The sequence below is a fragment of the Ruminococcus sp. genome (assembly GCF_019417665.1).
Taxonomy (GTDB): domain Bacteria; phylum Bacillota; class Clostridia; order Oscillospirales; family Ruminococcaceae; genus Ruminococcus_C.
The window spans coordinates 17674-39034 of sequence record NZ_DXUU01000025.1 but is presented as its reverse complement, the minus strand read 5'-3'; the positions used below and the strand labels follow the sequence as shown (position 1 = coordinate 39034).

The following is a 21361-nucleotide window of genomic DNA, read 5'->3' as shown; positions in this document are numbered from 1 at the left end:
GTGGGCTCGGAGATGTGTATAAGAGACAGATGTGACAGACCCTTACGACAAGAACAAGTATATTGTCACGGCGAAGGATACTACCGCCATTTACGTTTCTAAGATGTATTTTGATACTACTGTTAAGGCGTTCTATAAGGATAGTACTGCCGGCGAAAACAAGAAGTATTCTGCCGCTTCCAGTTCGTTGGAACACATTCGGAATCAATATGCTCAGCCGACAGAAAATATGGCTGGTGACGGGCATGTGCATGGCAGTACTGGTTATCTGTTTTCAGAAGAGTCTGTGTGGGGTGACAATGCCGATAACTCGGAGTTGGAGGTTGGATATAAGTCCATTGGTTCGTTTGCGGTGGATTTCCGACAGTATCTGAATACGGGAAACAACCTACCTAAAGCAAAGCCGACTCTTGCCGGACAGGAGCATCAGGGATATGACTATGTGCGGGATGCTTCTCTGAATACTGCGGCAACTATAGATATTACGCTGGATCTGCCTGTGGATTCTTTTGATGCTTATTATATGAAGATTGATCCTCGTGCCAAGAGCTATATCCGGTCGGTTACAGTAATCTATGAGGATGACACGAAGCGGACACGTTCTGGTGATGAGATCGTTTATGAAGCAAGCGAATCTAATGCAGAGGGAAACTTTGCGCGTTTGAACCTTCTGGGGAACGATGCGAACATGTTTTCCGATGATGATGTAAACTTTTATAAAAAGCCGGAGAGCTATCAGGGAGAAAGACCGGAAAATCCGGTGAAACAGGTCATTGTTACCATTGATATTAACCGGTATCAGACGATAAACAACGATGGCAAAACCGCCGCATCGCCGAACTATGGTATTTGGTATGATCAGACCGATGCGTCGACGCAGGGTGCGTTTGAAGTCACTGGACGATTCTATCGTATGGACGAGGCAGTTGCTACTGCACATGCTGATGTCACTGTAGGCAACACGACCGGCGGCAGAAGTAAAGTACGTGTGGATTCTGGCAAAACAACGGAGAAGTCAGATTGGTCTTTTACGGATCGATATTATGCATGGACACCATACCATAGTTATTTGCATGGGTATTATTGGACTTATGCAGTTTATGATTATACTGCAAGACATTTGCAGTCCAGCACACGGGTGCATATTGTTAACGATCAGGATAACGTGCTGAAAGGTGTTGGTGAAACACCGGCTACGTCAGAAAATCGAGAAGCAGAATTTGCACAAGATAACAGCTTTGCCATCAGCTTTTATCGACAGGGCAGAACGACAACAGTTCCCACTTCTGCTGTTTATTGGTCTAATGCACGTTATGCTCCCAATAACAATGAATATCACTGGAATAGTCCTTATGTTCGTACTGATCAGTATGATTGGGTGAAAAAGCTGGCGTTTACAGACAAAGTTGTTCTGTCAGACACTTTGCTGGAGATTCAGCCGAATAGCACTTATGATTATAAGGGCTTTCTGACCACTGGTATCCAGATCAAGAAAGAGATCTATCAATATTTCCAGGATGATGACAACATTGTCTTTACATTAAAAGCAAAAGACACTGAGGGTGCATCGTTGGGGACACCGGTGAATGTTTTCGTATCAGTGGCTGAACTGAAAGCGCAGTATGGAACGGAGGAGGATTGGTATATCCAGTTCCAATATGCACCTAAGACGCAGGACAGCACAGATGAGGGTGATGATGCTGACAATGAAGATGTAGAAGAAGGTACACAAGAAAACACACAAGAAAATACACAAGAAACTGTAGAAGGGGATGGAGATGAGGAAGTAGAAGATCCCCCTCAGATTCAGCCAACGTATACAATTTCAACGCAAGATGGAAAATATGTCATTTCTTTGGGTGAGGATACCTTTGTCACCAATTATAGCATGACCATGTATAATATTCCGGGAACGGGTGATTATTCTGCGGAACTGACCAATAAGGAGCAGGCGGACGAGCATCGCTCAAACACATGGGATATTCTGGTACACGGAAAGCCTTATGCCATTAATATAACAGATGATGACAAATATGGCACAAACACAGCCAAAACCAACGTTTTCACGGACTATGCTCCAGATCAGACGATTTATAGTCAATCGGATACGGCTATACTGATGGGTTATCTTATCGACTTTAAGGCAGGCTATGCGCTGTTAACTAGAAATGGCAGCACCTCAGAGAATTTATATTATGAGTATAACCAAAGCGATAATAATACGCCCAATAAGGGCTTGTATCAGGTAAAGCTGTACAATCAGGATAAAAATGGTGCAATCGGACAAGACGTTGCTGCACGAATTGACACTGCTTCGACAGTGAACACGATGGATAGCAGATACCGCTTACAGCATATTTATCTGCCCACGTTTCTGTTGGACGGTGAGTGGTTTGAGGTGGCACAGCTGGTACTTCAAGTAGGTGGAACACAGATCCCGGTGAAGGTCGTAAAGGGCAGCGGCGTAGAACATAAGAACGAAGACGGCACTTATGTAGTATATGTTGATACGCCAAAACAGGTACAGGGAGAAAGTGTTTACGTAGTTGATGTGGAAAACATTCTTCGCCAACTGTATAAAACTGATGCTGCATTGCTTCCATCCTATACGAATGGTAGTAACCAAAAGACATACATCAAATCGTATGTCAATAGCTTTCAGTTAGATCTTCGGGCAAAAAATGCCGATCGCACCAAGTCGGCTACCGTTCTGGGAGACGGGGAATATCTGTCATCAGACAAGAGTAAGGGAAAGTGCACTTTCTTGTATGATGGTGTGTATGTAGATAGAACACCGGATGATTTTCTGAAAAACGATTGGAATTCTGAATCTACGCCGTCTTTCGGCAAGAGTCTGAATGCCTATCCGGAACAGACAACGACAAACAAGCTCTCTGCAACATTTACTTCCATTGATCCCAATGCCAATGTGTATACTTATAAGAATGTAGATGGAACATCTAAGGGAAGTGCGAAAAACGCATACTATTACATTAAGAATCTGACGAGCATTCTGACAGAGAATGTATCCCGACAGAAGATGTATGATGTAGATTCTAAGACTGGCAATATTGATAAGGTGGATTATCTGCACCTTTCGCCTTATGATTATGTGGAATATACGGTGCAGGTTGGTGCGGATAAGAATGCGCCGATACCATTGGAACATACTACGGTCGATCTCACAGTGCCCCAGGAACAGCGTATCGTTCAGTGGGATGTGGTTGATGCGAATGGAAAAGTCCTGAAAAGTGGAGATGCTGTGTCAAATATTCCGGTGTCAGATATTCACGCATCGCTGTCAGATGGCAGTGTTACCATTGAATCGGCACAAGGTGTGAAGTATGCACTGCTTTCCGCAAATGATGCAGATCCTGTGGAAACAGCTTATCGGAATCTGTTAGTGGAACTGGGCAAGGGTGCAAAGAACGATGACCAGATAAAGCCTGGTGAGAATATCTATCTCCGTGTGGTCACACAGCTGACCGAAAACAAGGGGAAGTATGACGATGTGTCAGTAGGAACTGTGGACGTGAAAATAAATGCTGCACCGAAGCATACCTATCCACAGTACTCCATTTATGACACATATGGCGGTGCTTGCAGGCCGAATAACTATTATAGAAACACAACGGATAATGCCGGTCACTCCTATCATTATCGTTATGCAGAAGCAGATGAGAACAAGCAAACGCAGTACTATGCCCAGATCCAGAATGATCTGCGTTATCAGTCTACTGCGCCGGTAAAGTTGACCTATCAGGTAGCGAATGCCAAGCAGAACTATGATGGCAAGGGTGCATCGTTGATCATCAGTGATCTGTACAATGAGACAGGGCACTTCTGCGATACTTATTCTGTGGACGTTTCTTTCTTGGAAAAGCAGACGAAAAAGGACGGCGTTGTACGGTATTACCGTGGCTTTGAAATAACCAAACCTTATACTGTTCCGGCAGAAACGGATAACAAGTACAGTAAAGTTGAATTGCTTTATGCTGTGGCAGAACCGTCTACAGATCCACGTTTTGCTGAAGATGAAAACATTGCGTTCCAAACAGATGACGATGGTGAAATGAAGATCACCTGGAAGTCTTATGAATACGATCCGGACAACACGACAGACCAGCAGGCGACTGCAAAAATGACTGACGCTGATCTGTCGAATGTAGTAGGGGTTCGTTGGGTATATTATGATCTCAAGGGCTTTGAAACTACAACAGCGTTCAACAATACCAATACCTCCAAGAGTAAAGTAGCGCTGAATAATGTCACACTGACTGGTGTCGGAAGATATCAGGATATCACAGACGGTACTGGCAAAAAGGCCGACACCTACACACAGCATTTCACTGCTATAAATACGTATACCCATATTCATAGTGAGAATGAATATGCTGTGACGGTGGACTCTAATGGGAATAGCACTGTTTCAGAAACAGCAACATCTACGGAGCACGAGGTGCAGACCGCAGATAAGCGGGAATTGACCCGGGCGGTTTATCGTGAAAATCCCATTGCATCGTTTCATACACAGACTTTTTCCACACAAGCAGAAGCAGAAGCCGCATACAAAGAAGGCGCTGCGCAAAAAACCGGTTATCGTCCCGGCGATACCATCTGGCAAAAAGTCACTTTGAAAAATAACCTTGCGTTTCTGACAAACGGTGCGCAAGCTGGTGAGGAAGGACGGCTGATAAATCCGGTGTTCTATGATAAAGTGCCGGAATATTTTGCTTCGACTTGGTACGATTCGTATCAGGTCGGCGATAGCATACCTAATTTTGGGCTGCGTGTTCTGAATGCGGATGGTTCAGAGAAAGATCTGACGAATGTGGAACTATATCTTGTGGACAAAACCGGTGTAACAGGATATGATTATGGCGGTAAAATGACCTATACTGATGGTTATAAGTCCGGTAATATCAGTCAAAAGGCATTTGCCGATTTGACACCAAATGAGAATAATACTTATCAGATTCAATTTAAAATATATGAAATGCGTCTGCGTTATACCGACGATCCTGAGAAGGATTTTGTGCTGCTGCCAGGAGAACAGGTGGAATTCTGTTACAGCGCAACGATCCGCAAGGAAGATTTGCCGATGGTATATACCGCTTCGACTTATGCGAATGATACAGCAGCATCGACGATTGATTCCGACGGACTGCATCCGGCGTATTTCCCACGTATCGGTGAGTATTATCAGAGTAATTTTTCTGGCAATTCTGAATATTATTCCTCAAACGGAAAATTGTATCCTATGCTGCCGGGCGGCTTCTCCAACACCTATGATGCAAATGCGAATTTCCAGCAGGTGCAGAATAGCAATATTCAGATGGATATGGATTATCTGATGCATGACATTGGTTTCAGTGCAGATAAAAATACACAAGTAGACATGTGGGAATTTTTGGATCAAACCATTACTCATATTCCCGGCTCTTCTGCAACAAGCGGTAGTACTGGCGGACAAAATGGTGCGCTTTTGGATGAGGACTCCCAGACGGCAAAAAATTGGCAGACAGTGAAATACAATGCGAATTCTGAAATTACAGCAGTAGAGCAGCTGCAAATGCTGCCGCAGACAGTCCGGTATATGGCAAATAGTGCAAACCGTGACTGGTTCCGGTTGGCGATGAGAAAACGGAATGCAGATCACGCAGACTGGACAGAATTGGAACCCACAGAGGATACGCCTGTGGTCTGGAGTGAAACTCGTCTGCATCTGCAAAAGGCTTGGCTGGCCACAAGTTCTGAGTTCCTTAGCAGTGGAAATAATATTCAGTATGAAATAACCAATGGCGATTTTACTGATAACGTACTGGCGGATCCGAGCTATCCATATTTCGGAACATATAAACAAAGTTACAGCAATTCCAGCTATGCAAATGTTGTACATTCTATTACAGACCGCAGTGGTGCAGTGGCACTGGAATACAACGAAGATACGACAGTTCAGCTGCAGGCTTACAATTATGGCGATTGGGATCTGGACGGTGTGACCTTCCTGTACACCTTTGCCTATGGCATGAAGCCAGTAGTAGATGCCAATGGAAACCTGGATGTTTCTGAAATCTTAGCCTATACGAACAGCGGTGACTCCAGGTCAGGACAATTTTCAGAAATTGCTGCGGGGAATGTTTCCGCTGAGCTGATCCAGACACCGACGACGGAAAATCCAAAATATCTTGCACCGAAATATATGCGGGATGCAGCACAGAATGGGACGATTACAGATGGTGCTGAGGCGTACTACACGGCTGAGGAATATACCCCGTATGTTGTGAAAATCACAGTAAAAACACCGCTGAAAAAGTGGTATAACTGTGGGAATAATTTCGGTTATATGATACGGGTACAGCTTCCGGCAAGAGTGTATACCAACACGGTTAGCGGAACATGGTATGATCGTGTTCTGACACAGCCTTATGTCGCAGCGAACAGCGAAAACCATCTCTATTATCAGATCTATGACATTGACCATTGGGATGGTTCGACTAAGACATTGACTCAGAATAACCAGTTGGGCGGAATGGATTATCTATGGAGCCCGGCATATTATCATTGGCATTATTCCGATCAACAGCCGGATGTATTGAAGTACTTAGCTGCTTCTCCTAATACGCCATCTGTGAACGGTTATAATATTCAGGATAAGGAAGTTATTGCTGAGGGGGATGGTTATCGCTTTACCAATAACAGCGATGTTGATTTGTACAGCAAGGGTACAACGATGTTCTATGCAGAAACCGGTACCAGAGCGGTACAGCGCAAACCTCTGGTGCGAAGCTGGACAACCATCAGTGAGACGATTGGTAAGGACGAGACAGAAATGTACGGCAAAACTGTGGAACAGTACTATACTGAGACACAGGGAGAAGTGAATTGGCTCAATATTCATGTAGAAAACAACTATTACTGGGACGAGTATGGTTATAGTGGAGGCGCCGGAACATATGGATATGTCAACGAAAAAACGCTGCATAGCTATGGTACAGACGGCGGACAGAAGGGCACGCTTTCTCTTCCGGTTATTACAAACATTTTGCCATATGGTATTGTTCCGGCAGCAACAGACGGATCACGGTTTACCACCGATAATACAAAGAACCAGAAGAAAACGCCGGATTGGAAACTGTATAATAAGGATGCAGTGACAGAACTGACTGACCAAGCGTCGTTGTATAGCGCTGCTGTTTACTATGATGAGACTACGAAGCGATATGTGGTACAAATCTTCGCCAAGGAAGACAATGATACAGAAATCGCAATGACCGCAGCACAGCTGGAAGACAAGAAAAAGAAAGACGCAGCGATTGCGAATGGCAGTTTGTATAACTTCTGCATCAAAACCTTTACTTATGCAGAACCGGATGATGTAATAAACGACGTGGAAGAAGAAGATTTGCTGCAAAACTATCTGAATAACTATTCCTATGTTTCCAGCAAAGTGAATGCATATCGGTTCATCGCAGATAATGACATCCCAGGTAATCCTTACACAGTATGTTCTCCGGCTGTGATTACACCAATCATTAATCTTGATAATGACTACGGTAGTACCTATGCATTCCGGCATACTGATGAACGCAAGGATGCTGTGGCTGCAACGGCAACGTGTTATCATCGTGGTACACGGTATTTTCAATCTGAAAACACCCTTCCCATGCGTCCGAATACGGACAATGACGGACTCTCGACAACGAAGCCGGATGATTATGTCCTTTTGAATCACAAGTTCGAAGATGGTACATATATGTTGGGCAGTATGAAGCGGTATACGGAAAATGAATCCATGGAAATGGACGAATACCGCAAGGATAGTCCTCTGTCTGACGATATCAAGTCGGCGCTGAACGGTGATGTGTCGTTGTATGATAACAAGACTGATATGCTCTTTAGTGACATCACTTCTGTAAATTCGATGCTGGATTCTGGTGTGGTGAATTCACTGAAGATTCGTACGCAGACCCCGTCTCTGAAGGTAGAGAATATGGTTGCCGCAGAGAAAACAGATCTTGGCTTAAAAGGCTTTGCTGATGATGCAGAAGATCTGAATGAAATTGAGACTCGTCAGAGCTATCAGTATAATGGCAAAGATTTTGACTATAGCGATATTCTCTGGTACAGTGCCAAGGTGTCCAGTCAGGAGGAGGAGAATTATAGATTCCGTGGAAGTATTTTCCACGCCAAGATGGTGATAACATTCCAGCTCCCGGAAAATGTACGGTATTGGGATGAGGACGATCTGATGGACGATTATTATCTGGAATATGTTGATAAGTCGGGACAGAGACAAACGCTGACTATGGAAGAAGCCAGAGCGGCAGGTTGGGGTATTGAACTGACACAGCGGTATTTTTCGGATAATGTTGCTCCGGCAGAAAACGAATCCATTAACCTGGTACGAGCAGATTCTGCCACAAAGCGTGGCGGCGAGACACTGGTATTTGAGATCACTACACCGCCGGAAGAAGGCTTTGATTGCACAGATGATAATACATATGTGGCTGGTAATCACCCGGCTGGTTATTTTAACGGTTCTCTGAACTTCAAGATCAAGACACGTATCGATAACTTGGAACTGTCAGATGATACGGAAAGCAGCTGGGACGATTACTATTCTAAAGTATATGTGACATTTGAGCAGGATGACGGCAAGTTTGCCATTACTCAAAATGGACTGTTTGCAGAACGTGATGCGGACGGAAAATATTATACTCGCGGCGGCTGCCTTATGCCAAAGCAGAATAAGGACGGTAGCTATGTCTATAACGCTTATGGTAATATTGTCTACGAGGAGAAGCAGAAACAGGAAGTTCCAGTAGATGAGATCGTTTATGATACTTATGATTTCAATTTCTTTGGGCAGACCATGGAAGGCATGCTGCTGCAAAATGCAGTGCGTATCAAGGACGAAGGCAATCCAAAAACAGGAACACTGGCGGAATTGGATCCGTTTGATGGTGTAATACCGGGTAAGATCTATCTGACTGCATCGTCGGCAAAGGTCAGTGTTATCGCACCAAAAACGACGATCCGTGCGGATCTCAACTACGAGCGTGTGCGTGTCAATGATCCAAACTCGTCAGTTGTCATTGCTGAAGATCCGCATGTCAAGCAGGCTTATCATACGGTCAGCTATGTTGACCAGGTGTCCAATGACACGGCATCGGTGAATGAATTTGTAGTAAACTACAATCTGGCAAATTACGCTACTCTGCGTGGTACGGACAAAGAAGCGCCTGTGAACTACCCAGAAGTAAAACCGCATGTGTCTGAGTTGGTTTTCCCAGCTGTTTCGGAAATTTCTACCGGTAAGTGGGCGATTCCATCTGTCAGTGAACTGGAGACGGAATATTCCGCTGATGCTGAACGGGTACATGATGTTCTTACACAGCATTTGAAAGTATATCCCTATGTGTTGATCAGTACTGATCCGGGCAGAGAGTCTGAATTCCTTGTACCGGAAACGGAGAAAGATGATGGTATCTATTCCAATACTTATGCCAACAGCGGCGATGGGACAAGCTGGTGGGTGCGTATCGGTGATGAAGCCGGTTATGCTTTGAACACCAATAAAACCATTGCACTAAAAGAAGAAAATCTGTATTTTGACAGCACCAATGAGCAATTGAAGCAGCATCTTTCCGAGCTGAACACTTCTATCCGGCAGGTACGCTGGGTCATTCGCACTGAGGGATTTTCTGATGATTTGCAGACATGCAGCGCTGCTGAAGCGCCAAGATATTATCCTGTTCCGAAGGGATTTTATATGGATGTGGATGCGGACGATGCTACTGACGGCAGACAGGATCGCAGTGACGTGGATCCGAAATCCTTTGGTCTGAAATCGCTGAGTAAGGATATTAAGGATAACGGCGCACATGTTGCATTCATGACACAGCCGAATGATCCATCCATTACGATTGCTTTGCATAATAACCATTTTGCCAGCGTGATTCTGCGCAGCGATGACTTCAAGTATGCCGTTTCTGGAAACAGAGCCAGAGTGGGGTTCTATCTGGATCCGCAGCTGCCATGGCTGGGTATTGATATTGATGCCAAGTATTTCAACGGCGCTGCAGTGAGAGAATATGCATGGGACAGCAGTATCGCTGGTATTGACAGTAATGTCAGCAAGATGATGAAGTACACCATTACCTATAAAAACCTCAGCCATGATATTCTGCGTACTGAAAAGTATGATCAAAAAGATGTGGAAGATGATAATCTTTCGAATCCAATGATCTCTTTGGCATTGCCGTATCTGGAGACTCTTTCTGAGGATGCATTCACTTATGTGGAGTATCAGGATGACTCTAATGGAAGCATTGAAGGCTACTATGTCGGCAACAATTATAAGAATACAGCGGAAACCACTATAGATGAAAATGGAAAAACTGTGGTGATAAAGCCGGCGGAAAATCTGGATAAAGAGAAGCCGCAGTGGACGTGGCATGTAGAAAATGAAAAGGGCGAGTTTGTCTCACTGCAAAATGCCGGGGACATTACATTGATAGGGGTAGACCTGGAAAACATGTCGTATGCAGACGCCGAAGGTACAGACTTAAAACTGGATCCTTCTCATGACCCCAATCCCTATTTTACTGTCAAGCCTATTTCTACCAATGTATTGAATCGAAAGATAGTCAGCTTCAAGTTCTCTGGGACACTGAATCCGGGGCTGCGCATTGTAATTGATATGATGGTGCCGCTGGATACCAGTAACGGTAATATGGTTTCCACAGAATTGCTGCAGGCAAAAGCTTATGGATTTAAGGACGGTGCATTTAATCCGTTTATTCCGCAGAAGCAGGACAAGGTGAAGATGATCGCCTATGAAGTAGACAGCCACGATGTCAATGAAAACAATAATAGCCGTGATATGGCGATCACCATTACATCTCAGGCGATCTCACTGCTTTCTATGGCAACGATTACCCAAATGAAGACTGCAACCTCTGATTTGGATTCAGTACACACTGCGATCCCAGTACGTGTTCAGGAGGGCGGCAACTATTCTTACTCTGCTTCCATGCAAAACGGTTCTACCAGTGAAACGGTGTATGACAAGCTTCTATTCTATGATGTACTTCCGTATACAGGAGATACAAAGGCGACCGATGTGAATACGCCTCGAAATTCTGAATGGAACGGCTATCTCATTCCGGAATCAGTACAGCTGAAACAGATCAATTCTGATGGTACATCGACAAATCTGAACGAGGATCAGTATACGGTATGGGTGGGTCCGCTCACGAAGAAAAACGGAACCTATACCTTACAGGATGTCAGTCAGCTGCCGACACCATCTGCGGATCTAACAGATATTGAGAAGAGGATGTTCTATGAAAGTTTGTATAGTGATGTGCATGGAAAGGAAGCTTATTTTGTTCAGTTGTCAGATCTGATGACAGACCATGCGAATGGTGCGATCTCTGATGCAGAATATGACACACTGGTGCGCGGCATTCGTGCCATCTGGACAGAGATGAATAATGCAGATGAACGGATTAAGGCGAAAAATCGAATGGAGCTTTATTACGAACTGCACGCACCGCTGAACCTTCCCAAGTATGTTGGCACACCAGAGGAAGCGGAGGAAAGCGCAGATTCAGCAGAGAAGATCAGAAATCAAGTGAAGGAATTCACGCAGTGGAATACCTTTGCCAGCGGATTTCATGACGGCTCTTCTACAGGAAGTACCTATCAAGTGCTGGAAAACAAACAGGCTGGTGCGTATATTTCCGCACCCAGCGGAAAGGGCTACCTTGGCAGCTATGTCTGGAGCGACTTTAACTATAATGCGAAGTGTGATGAAGCCAATTATAAAGAGTCTGCAAATGGACGGCTGCTGCCTGACGGTGAGTGGATAACCGATATTGACTTCGATGGTAAACCGGATGATCCGGGCATCAATGGTGTTACAGTGGAGCTTCTGACAGTAAAGGGTTATTCCGTCAATGCGAGTGGAGAAGCTGTTGCTTCCGACCCTGCGCCGGAGACAAACCCCAATCCGGAAAAGCCACGTTATGTGATTCTGGATGAGGAGACTGGTCAGCCGCAAACAATTGTAGAAAACAATGCAACATCTTATCTATATACCAATGAAGGTCCGGTAACTTACACCACTGAAAGCGATTATTATGGCAATCAGGGGTACTTCATTCTGTCGAATTTGACACCAGGAGATTATTTGCTGCGGTATACACTGCCCGAATCGTATAATCAATATTCTGTTACCACCAGAGAATTAGGAGAGTCCAAAACCAAGTTGCAGGTATATCGTAACGGCAGTATGATCTATGACGGCATCGGCAGTGTTGCCGGAAGTGCCAATACTGTGGCAAATATACAGAATTCGCAGAATTATCTTGTGGTACAGACTGCTCCTATCCATGTGGATGCTGTGGAAGAAGATGCTGCAAAGCACAAGGCGTATGACACTGCTATGACTTCCTATATGTTGGGTGTATCTAGAGGGTATACCTACGGAGGCTATACTTGGGTGGATGAAACCATCAAGGATGCTGGCACAGAAAATGAGATCATTGAGAGTGACGGTATCATGCAGGACAGTGAAGATAAGCTGAGTGATGTTCTGGTAGAGATACATGAAGTGGATAAGAACGGTAATATCGCTTTGGATGTTGCTACAGATGGAGATGGCAATCGGGCAGAGTATCAAACCGGCACAGATGGTTATTATCAGTTCCGGCTGTATCCGAACCAAAACTATGTGGTGGTAGCAAAGTATAACGGCGAGAGCACCATTCCTTATAAACCTTCACCATTTACTTTGTACAATGATCCATTGACTGCGGCAGATGACAATGATCTGACGAAAGTAGTGGGCAGTTTCCGTACAAGACCGTTTTTGACAGGCATACCATATGATGCAGAACAGCAGCCTCTGTTTGAAGAAGACGGGCAGACGTTCCAGATCAACAGGAGTGTTTCTTTGGGCTTTGTCGATGGTTCTCGTGGATTTATCGGACAGTGGATCTGGGATGATGAAAACTACAACGGTATTAAGGATACCTTTGAAAAGGGCATTGGTGATGTTACCGTGACCTTGCAGGCATTCTATTATGATGGAATCGAGTGGAAACGGGATGCGACTGGAGACCGTGATATAAAAACGGCCGAATCCGGTTCCTATGTATTCCAGAATGTCTCCAGTATCTATACGACAGAAGAAGGCGAGTCCTATCTGGCTGGCTATCGGTTGTATGTTGACCCGAAGAAAAATCCGGAATTGTACAAGAAATATGCGATCACGAAGTACAAGCAATATCCGAATACTCGTTCTGCGGAAAACAGTGATCTACAATACACTGGAGAGATGCAGCATTTCCTCATTGGCGATGACTGGTATGAGTATGATGCAGATGGTAACGTGATTGAAACATATCATAACTATGATGCAAATGACAATATCATCATTATTGCTGGAGAGACGACTCAGGCAAATCAGGGCTCGGCCAATGTAATCGCATACAAAGATGCCTATTATGATGTGGGTGAAGCACAGCGTTTGTTGGATTACAGTGGTGGCTTTACAGAAATTCAGACTTCTGAAGTGACAGGCTATCTCTGGGATGACAACGGAAAAAATGGCAGCGGTGAGTACAAGGCAGATTTTGACTATGACGGAATCCGTAATGCTGAGATCGCACAAGACGGTACAACGCAGTTTTATGAGTTGGGAATTGTTGGTGCGGAGATCCAGCTGGAAACGTATGTGCTGCAAAATGGCACTTATGTTCCAGTAACAGCCGAAAATCAGGTGGTAAAGACCGACAAGGATGGCAAGTATACTTTCTCCGGTGTTCCTACTTATGTTACATTGGATGGGAAAAAGGTGCTGGCACACTATCGGCTGAAATTGCTGTCGCTGCCAAGCAATGCGGAACACTATGCAGTCACTCGATATCGTCAGAATGATGGCATGGAAGTCCAGGAAGTGGATAGCCATTTGATCGCATGGAATGATCAGCACGGTGCAGGTTATACGAATTATGACATTGCTTCCTACCTGACTTCACCAACAGACGGCGACTATTTCATTACGGCACAGAGATCTAAGCGGGAAACGGAAGCTGGCATTGACGGGAATCCTTATTTTGAAGCATACATTCTCTATGACGACGCTGAACGGAATATCGGTAATCATGATTATGCTTACGATTATATCAAGGCAAAAGACTATTCCGGCTATGACGGTGGTTTGAAGCAATTCGAAACTGCATCGGTTAGCGGTGTGGTTTGGGATGATACCAATTATAACGGCGTTCAGGACGAAGATGAGCAGCTTTATGTAAATAAGACGAATCCGGCTGTTGTGACTTTACAGCAATATCGTTATCAGAATGGCAGCTGGATACTGGAAAATGCAGCATTCAAGACACACACGACAGAGACTGCTGGTGCATATACTTTCGCCAATCTGCCCACTTATGTGGAGAAAGACGGTGTGAAGTATCTGGCTGGTTATCAGGTGATTCTGAAAACATTGCCTACAGGCTATGCAGCAACAAAGTATTGGAATGATGCAGACAAGGATAAGGTTTACAGCAAGCTGGCTGTGGCGGACACTGACACCATAGAGGACAGTCAGCGGATGAGTAACCTGCCTATTACGGTGCTGGAAAACAATCACAAAATGCTGATCCTGGCACAAGAGGCAAAGGAAGGAACGCAGTCTGGAAATGCTGAATCGTATGTAGATTACAATTGGGCATATGTCTGCCGTACAGACATTCAGAATATCGACACACCAAATAAGGCTGTGACAAAGTATTATGATTTGGTGAAAGCAAGAGATTATGAACATCTGGATGCAGGTCTGAAGCAGCGGGAATTTGCTGTTGTGAAAGGCATTGTCTGGGAGGATACCGATTATGACGGCATTCTGAACGACAAGGAAAAGGGCAAGAGCGGTGTTTCTGTGACATTGGAACAGTATTATTACGATTCTGCCACAAAACGCTATGTCAAGACCAACGATGATAAAACGGCACAAACCAACAGTGCTGGTGTATATGAATTTGCACAAGTGCCGACACATCTTGTTGTCGGGACGACAGACAGTTTGGCATATTATCGTATCCGGGCAGAACTTCCTGAGGGATACGCTGTAACACGTTATCAGCAGGCAACTGATGCTGATTCCATCGACAGTGACTGGATCGCAGACACCAACTATCTGACTGCGCCGGAGAATGGGGATTATTTCCTTGTAGCACAGGCGTCTCAGGGTAACTCGCCATATGATCTTGATGCAGCAGATGGCAAAACCTATGATACGATTCTGAAGACAGACATTACCGACCAATACAACGGCGGCTTGAAGCAGTTTGAAACAGCAGAGATCCAAGGTGTGATCTGGCTGGATGAGGACTATGATGGCTTGCAGAACAACGGTGAGTCTGCTATGGCAAGTCCTCAGACAGTTTATCTGGATCAGTATTATCTGGATGAAAGCGGACAATGGCATCTGCATCAAACAGTTTCTGCAAAAACTGATGCCAAGACCGGATTGTTCCGGTTCCAAAATCAATCCACCTATGTGGAAAAGGACGGCAAGATGTATTTGGCAGGTTATCATCTGCGCATGAATCAAGTGCCTGATGGTTACGCTGTGACAAAATATCAGGTGCTGGATCCCACCGGGAAGTGCATCAACAGTGATTTGCTTGCACAGACACAGGCTATCAACGCAGATCATACTGTGGACTTTAATCCGGCAGGAAATTATATTCTGTTGGCAAAACAGGCTGTGCATGGCAGCGCCAACAGCGGTGAGCCGGGATTCCATCAGCACTACGTGAGAACTTATAACAATCTCAACTACGATATTGTTACCGCAAGAGAGACAGTTAAGGACTACAACGGCGGACTGAAAACGATCCAAACCGCAACGCTGGAAGGCAAGATCTGGGATGACACCAATTATGATGGCAAGCTGGATTCTGCGGAAAATGGATATGGTGATCTGTCCATGACGCTGTATCAGTACTATTGGGATGGAACGGCGTGGCGAAAGACAAAGACCACAATGACTACAAAAACAGCCAGCGATGGTACATACAAGTTCGAAAGCATTCCAACATATGTAGATTCAGATGGTAAGATGTATCTGGCAGGTTATAAGCTGCATTTGGATGCATTGCCGGATGGCTATGCAGTAACCGTGCTTGCGAATGATAACAAGCTGCATTGGGAGGACGATACCCTGACTCTTATGAGAGAAAAGGAATATCTCATTCTTGCAGCAGAGGCAGAGACGTTTACTGGAGAGAATACCGGAAGCACACCGCAGCGCAATGACTATTATGACCAGTCTTATGAAAAGGTTATCTATGATTTGACGGAAAATTGTGATAGCAAGGATGTATACCAAGGTGGTATCCGGGAATTCCAGACGACTTCCGTTAGCGGAAAGCTTTGGAACGATGCCAATTATGACGGCAAAATGGATGATACAGAAGACGGCTTTAAAGACTTGTCCATAACGTTGGAACAGTACTACTGGGATGGCGAGAAATGGAATAAAGCAGCTCAGCCGAATTATGCAGCAACCGTAAAGACCAAGGCGGACGGCACGTATCAGTTTGAAGGTGTTCCTACTTTCGTAGAAGCTGATGGAGAACGATATCTGGCAGGCTATCGACTGAAGCTAGATAAACTGCCAAAGGATGCTGCCGGAAAGATTACTTGTGGTATCACCAAGGCTGGCGGTGACAGTAAGCTCTGGATCTATGATCCATATCAAAGCGAGAATATTTATTTTACAGAAGAGGAGGAATATCTGATTTTGGCGGCAGACGCCAAGCCGGAGACAGACGATAACTATCGTCAGTCTTACAATAATCATGCTTATGACATTGCGGATGCTACAGCTCAGGAAAACTGGAATGGCGGTCTGAAGCAGGTGGAGCAGGCAGAGATCGATGGTTATGTCTGGAATGACGCCGACTACGATGGATTGCAGGGTATCAACGAAAGTGGTATTTCTGGCGTGGAGATCACACTAGAGCAGTACTATTGTAACGAAGAAGGCGTGTATGTACATAACACTGGTGCAGATCGGAAGGCAGCTTCTGGCACGGATGGCATGTATCACTTTGACAAGGTGGATACATTCCTCAATGTGGATAACAAGACATACCTTAGCTATTACAAGCTGAAAATGACCAGTGATGTGCCGGACAATTATACTATCACACGATATCGGCAGGGCAGCAGCAGCAAGGACAGTGATCTGGAATACCAGAGTCACTATCTGACTGCCGGAGAGGAATACTTTGACGTTGCAGCAAACGCTGCTGACGGCTTCTACGGTGTAGATGAAAATGATATTCTCTGCAAGAAGGATGTTACCGGATATGATGCAGGCTTCACTGCGTTGGGTGTTGGAGATATTTCTGGCTGTGTATGGGTAGACTGTAACTATAATGGATTGCAGGATGACAATGCCGATGAGAATACGGAAGAGGACAATCAGGCAATCGCTGATATTACTGTCAAGGCAGTGCAGTACTACTATGATGGTACGGCATGGCAGCCGGCGAAAGAGGCATTTACTGCTAAGACAGATGCAGATGGAAACTATACGCTGGAAAGCTTGCCCACGTGGGTACGTGTCCAAGGTGTAGATTACGCAGCAGGATATCAAATTTACTTAGAGCAGCTTCATGGCAACTATCTTGCAACGAAATATCGTGTTGGAAATGATGCTTCTAAGGACAGCGACCTTGCATTGGATAGCACATATCTTACCGGTTTCGGCGAGTACATTCTCACTGCGGCAGAAGCTTATGAGGGCGCAGATGGAACGCTTAACAGTGCATCAGTACGGGATGTTCCGGATGCAAATGGCACTGTGAAGCAAGTGGATCTGGCTTGCGGTGAAAATACTGGGCATTATGATGCCGGATTGAAGCAGCAGGATAAGGGTGTGATATCTGGTATTGTCTGGGATGATACCAATTATGATGGCTTAATGAATCACAATGAAGTGCCGATAGCAACCTCTGTGCGGTTGGTTCTCACACGAGAGATCTACGAAAACGGAAAGTGGGTACCGGACAATGACTTTGAAATTGTCAAGACTGTGACAGGTGGTTCGTATGTCTTTGATGGATTGGATGTTCATGTATCAAGGGCGCTGGACAATAGTGAAGATGATAAAAATCAGAACAGGATCTATGGCTATCAGCTGAAAATGGATTTGAATGCATTGCCGGATACATACGCTGTTACTAAGCTGTATGTAGATACGGACGAGCAATTGTGCAGCAGCTTCTTGAGTCCGGAAACCGGAAGTATGATGGCGCAAAATGAACAACATATTATTTTGGCATCGAAGGTAAAAGACGACGATAGCGAGCAGTATATAGTGGAGATAGACGGTGTTTCCTATGCACCGGCACTCGCGGTGGCTGCGCCGCAGCACAATGGCGGCTTGACATCAATTGAGACCGCATCTATTGAAAGTTACATCTGGAATGATGAAAATTACAACGGCTTGCAGGATGCAAATGAAGTAGGTGTGGCAACTGCATCGGTACGGTTGACTCGAAGCTACTATGATGACAGTGATAAGAAGTGGAAACCGGATGATAGCTTTGTTCTTGTGGCAACTGGAACACCAGTAGCGACTGGAACACCGGTAGCGACTGGAACGCCCGTAGCAACTGGAACGCCAGTGGCAACTGCATCCGATGGCTATTATCGCTTTGACAATCTTCCCACCAGCGTTACGATTCATGGCAAAACCTATGTGGCTGGTTATCAGATGCAATTGCTTGACATGCCGGAGGGTTATGCTGCGACAAAGTATCGATTTGTAGGCGATACGACAAAGGACAGCGACTTGCTAGCGAAAACATTGGATCTCCAAGGACCGGATGAACCGGATAAACCAGATGAATATATCATTCTGGCAGAGCAGCCCAGTGGTAACAAGCATTATGACAAGGTTGCTGATGGTAAAACCTACGATATTGTCAAGGCAAAGGATAACACGGATCATGATGGTGGATTAACGCCGATTGAGACTGCATCTATCGAAAGCTACATCTGGAACGACGAAAATTACAACGGCGTGCAGGATGCAAATGAAGTAGGTGTGGCAACTGCATCGGTAAAGCTGACTCGAAGCTATTATGATGATAGCGATAAGACATGGAAGCCGGATGACAGCTTTGTTCTTGTAGCAACTGGAACACCAGTAGCAACTGGAACACCAGTAGCAACTGGAACACCAGTAGCGACTGGAACGCCGGTAGCAACCGGAACACCCGTAGCAACTGCATCCGATGGCTATTATCGCTTTGACAATCTTCCCACCAGCGTCACGATTGATGGCAAAACCTATGTGGCTGGTTATCAGATGCAATTGCTTGACATGCCGGAGGGTTATGCTGCGACAAAATATCGTGTAGACAGTGATTTGACGACAGAGGACAGTGATCTGATCGAAAGGACATTGGATTTGCAAAAACCGGATGAGTTTATTACCCTGGCAGATGCATTCAGCGGAAACGAGTACTATAAGCACATAGTTCGCGATGTGGAATACGATATTGTCAAGGCAAAGGATAATACAGATCATGATGGCGGTTTGATACAAAAGGATATCGGTGTATCGATCTCCGGTATTGTCTGGGATGATGAAGATTATGACCAGAAGATAGGAGAAAACGAGTCTGGCATCTCTAATGTGAGAGTATTGCTTCAGCAGTATTATCGACAAAACGGCGAGTGGTGTGTCGTTCCCGATACAGTTTGGACGACGTCTACCGATTCGGATGGACAGTATTGCTTTGAGAAGCTGCCGCTGTCTGTTACGATAGATGGTAAAACTTATCTGGCAGGTTATCGTCTATGGGTCGATCCGGTTCCGTTGGGATACAATGCCAAGGCATATGCCGGCGAAGCGGCGGAACGTGTGGAGATCCGCACAGAAACTGGTATCTTGGATGGTTGTATTGTGCTGGGTCTGCCTGAGAAAACTGATATTACTTCAGGAACTTGCTTAGATGGATTCAACATTGCAAAGGGTATGGATTTGGTACATCTTGATGTATTCTTGAATCGTGATCCAGAGGAGACAACTACCGCAACAGAACAGTCTACGACAGAACAAACCACAACAACAGAACAAACTACAACAACAGCTTCTATCGTAACAGGAATTACTACTACGCATATCAGCAGTACGACATATACTAGCCAAGAGACTTCTATTACTTCCAGCATTGATTCAACGAATACTACTACGACCAAACAGAGTACCAGAAACACTACAACAACAGCTTCCGATACAATAGAGCACACCACTGATGCGAGTCGAACTCAAACTACCACCGCATCGACGACAACACATACAGGAAATGGTACTACTAATATTACCAATACCACAAAAACTACTGGAAAGCACACTACAACCGTTCAAACAAAAACCACATCAGCTACGACAACGCATAAGACGACACAAAAGACAACGCTGACCACAACCACACAACGTACAACACAGACTAGCCGAACAGCTACAACATTGACTACACATCAAACCACGAAATCGACTGCATCTGCAACCACATTTGCCACATCAAGCGTCACATCAAGAACGGGACATACGTCATCGCATACGACTTCTATGACAACGACACATACCAGCACTGTGAGCACTACTGCTTCCAGCGCAGGTCCAACCAATACCACGGCAAATAGTACAACTACATCGAAACATACTACGAGTCATACCACCACCAAATCTACTACAACATCTATATCGCAGATAACGCCTAATACATCGCAAATGACATCTACAACTCATTTTAGCATAACAACCAACCATACGATCACTACAAAACAAAGCACAGTTTCAACAACTGACACTTCTACGGGAACAAATCAAACTACATCCCAGGAACACAGTGTTGTTATTGACAGTACAACGACTATCATTATTACAACAAGCACAGATGTTTCTGGACAAACATCTTCTGATCCGAATTCTTCGCATACCACTACAACAAGTACGGATATTTCTGCACATACGACTGTTAAAAAGCGGATACCGCTTCCACAGAATCAGAATATTTCGAGTACGCCGAAAACAGAAGACACCACATTGCACATCACTATTTTGATTGCAGCCTGCGGTTTCTCACTGTTGTTGGCATTCCTGGCAAAGCGACGGAAGAAATGACATAATCACAATCAGTTATAAGAAAATCACACCGTTTTGGAAGTACTGAAACGGTGTGATTTTTTGTTTTAAAAATTCTCGTTTTTGATTACAAAAAAAGTCCGCCGTAAAATTTAAATGTACGGCGGACTTTTT

1 protein-coding gene is annotated in these 21361 nt (G+C 44.9%); it reads left to right on the top strand.

All coding sequences use genetic code 11. The annotated features are described in order from the left end of the window. Positions 1–31: 31 nt before the first annotated feature. A complete protein-coding gene (locus QZ375_RS07980; protein WP_295217681.1) occupies positions 32–21226 on the top strand; it encodes an SdrD B-like domain-containing protein in 21195 nt (7064 codons plus the stop codon). Positions 21227–21361: the final 135 nt, after the last annotated feature.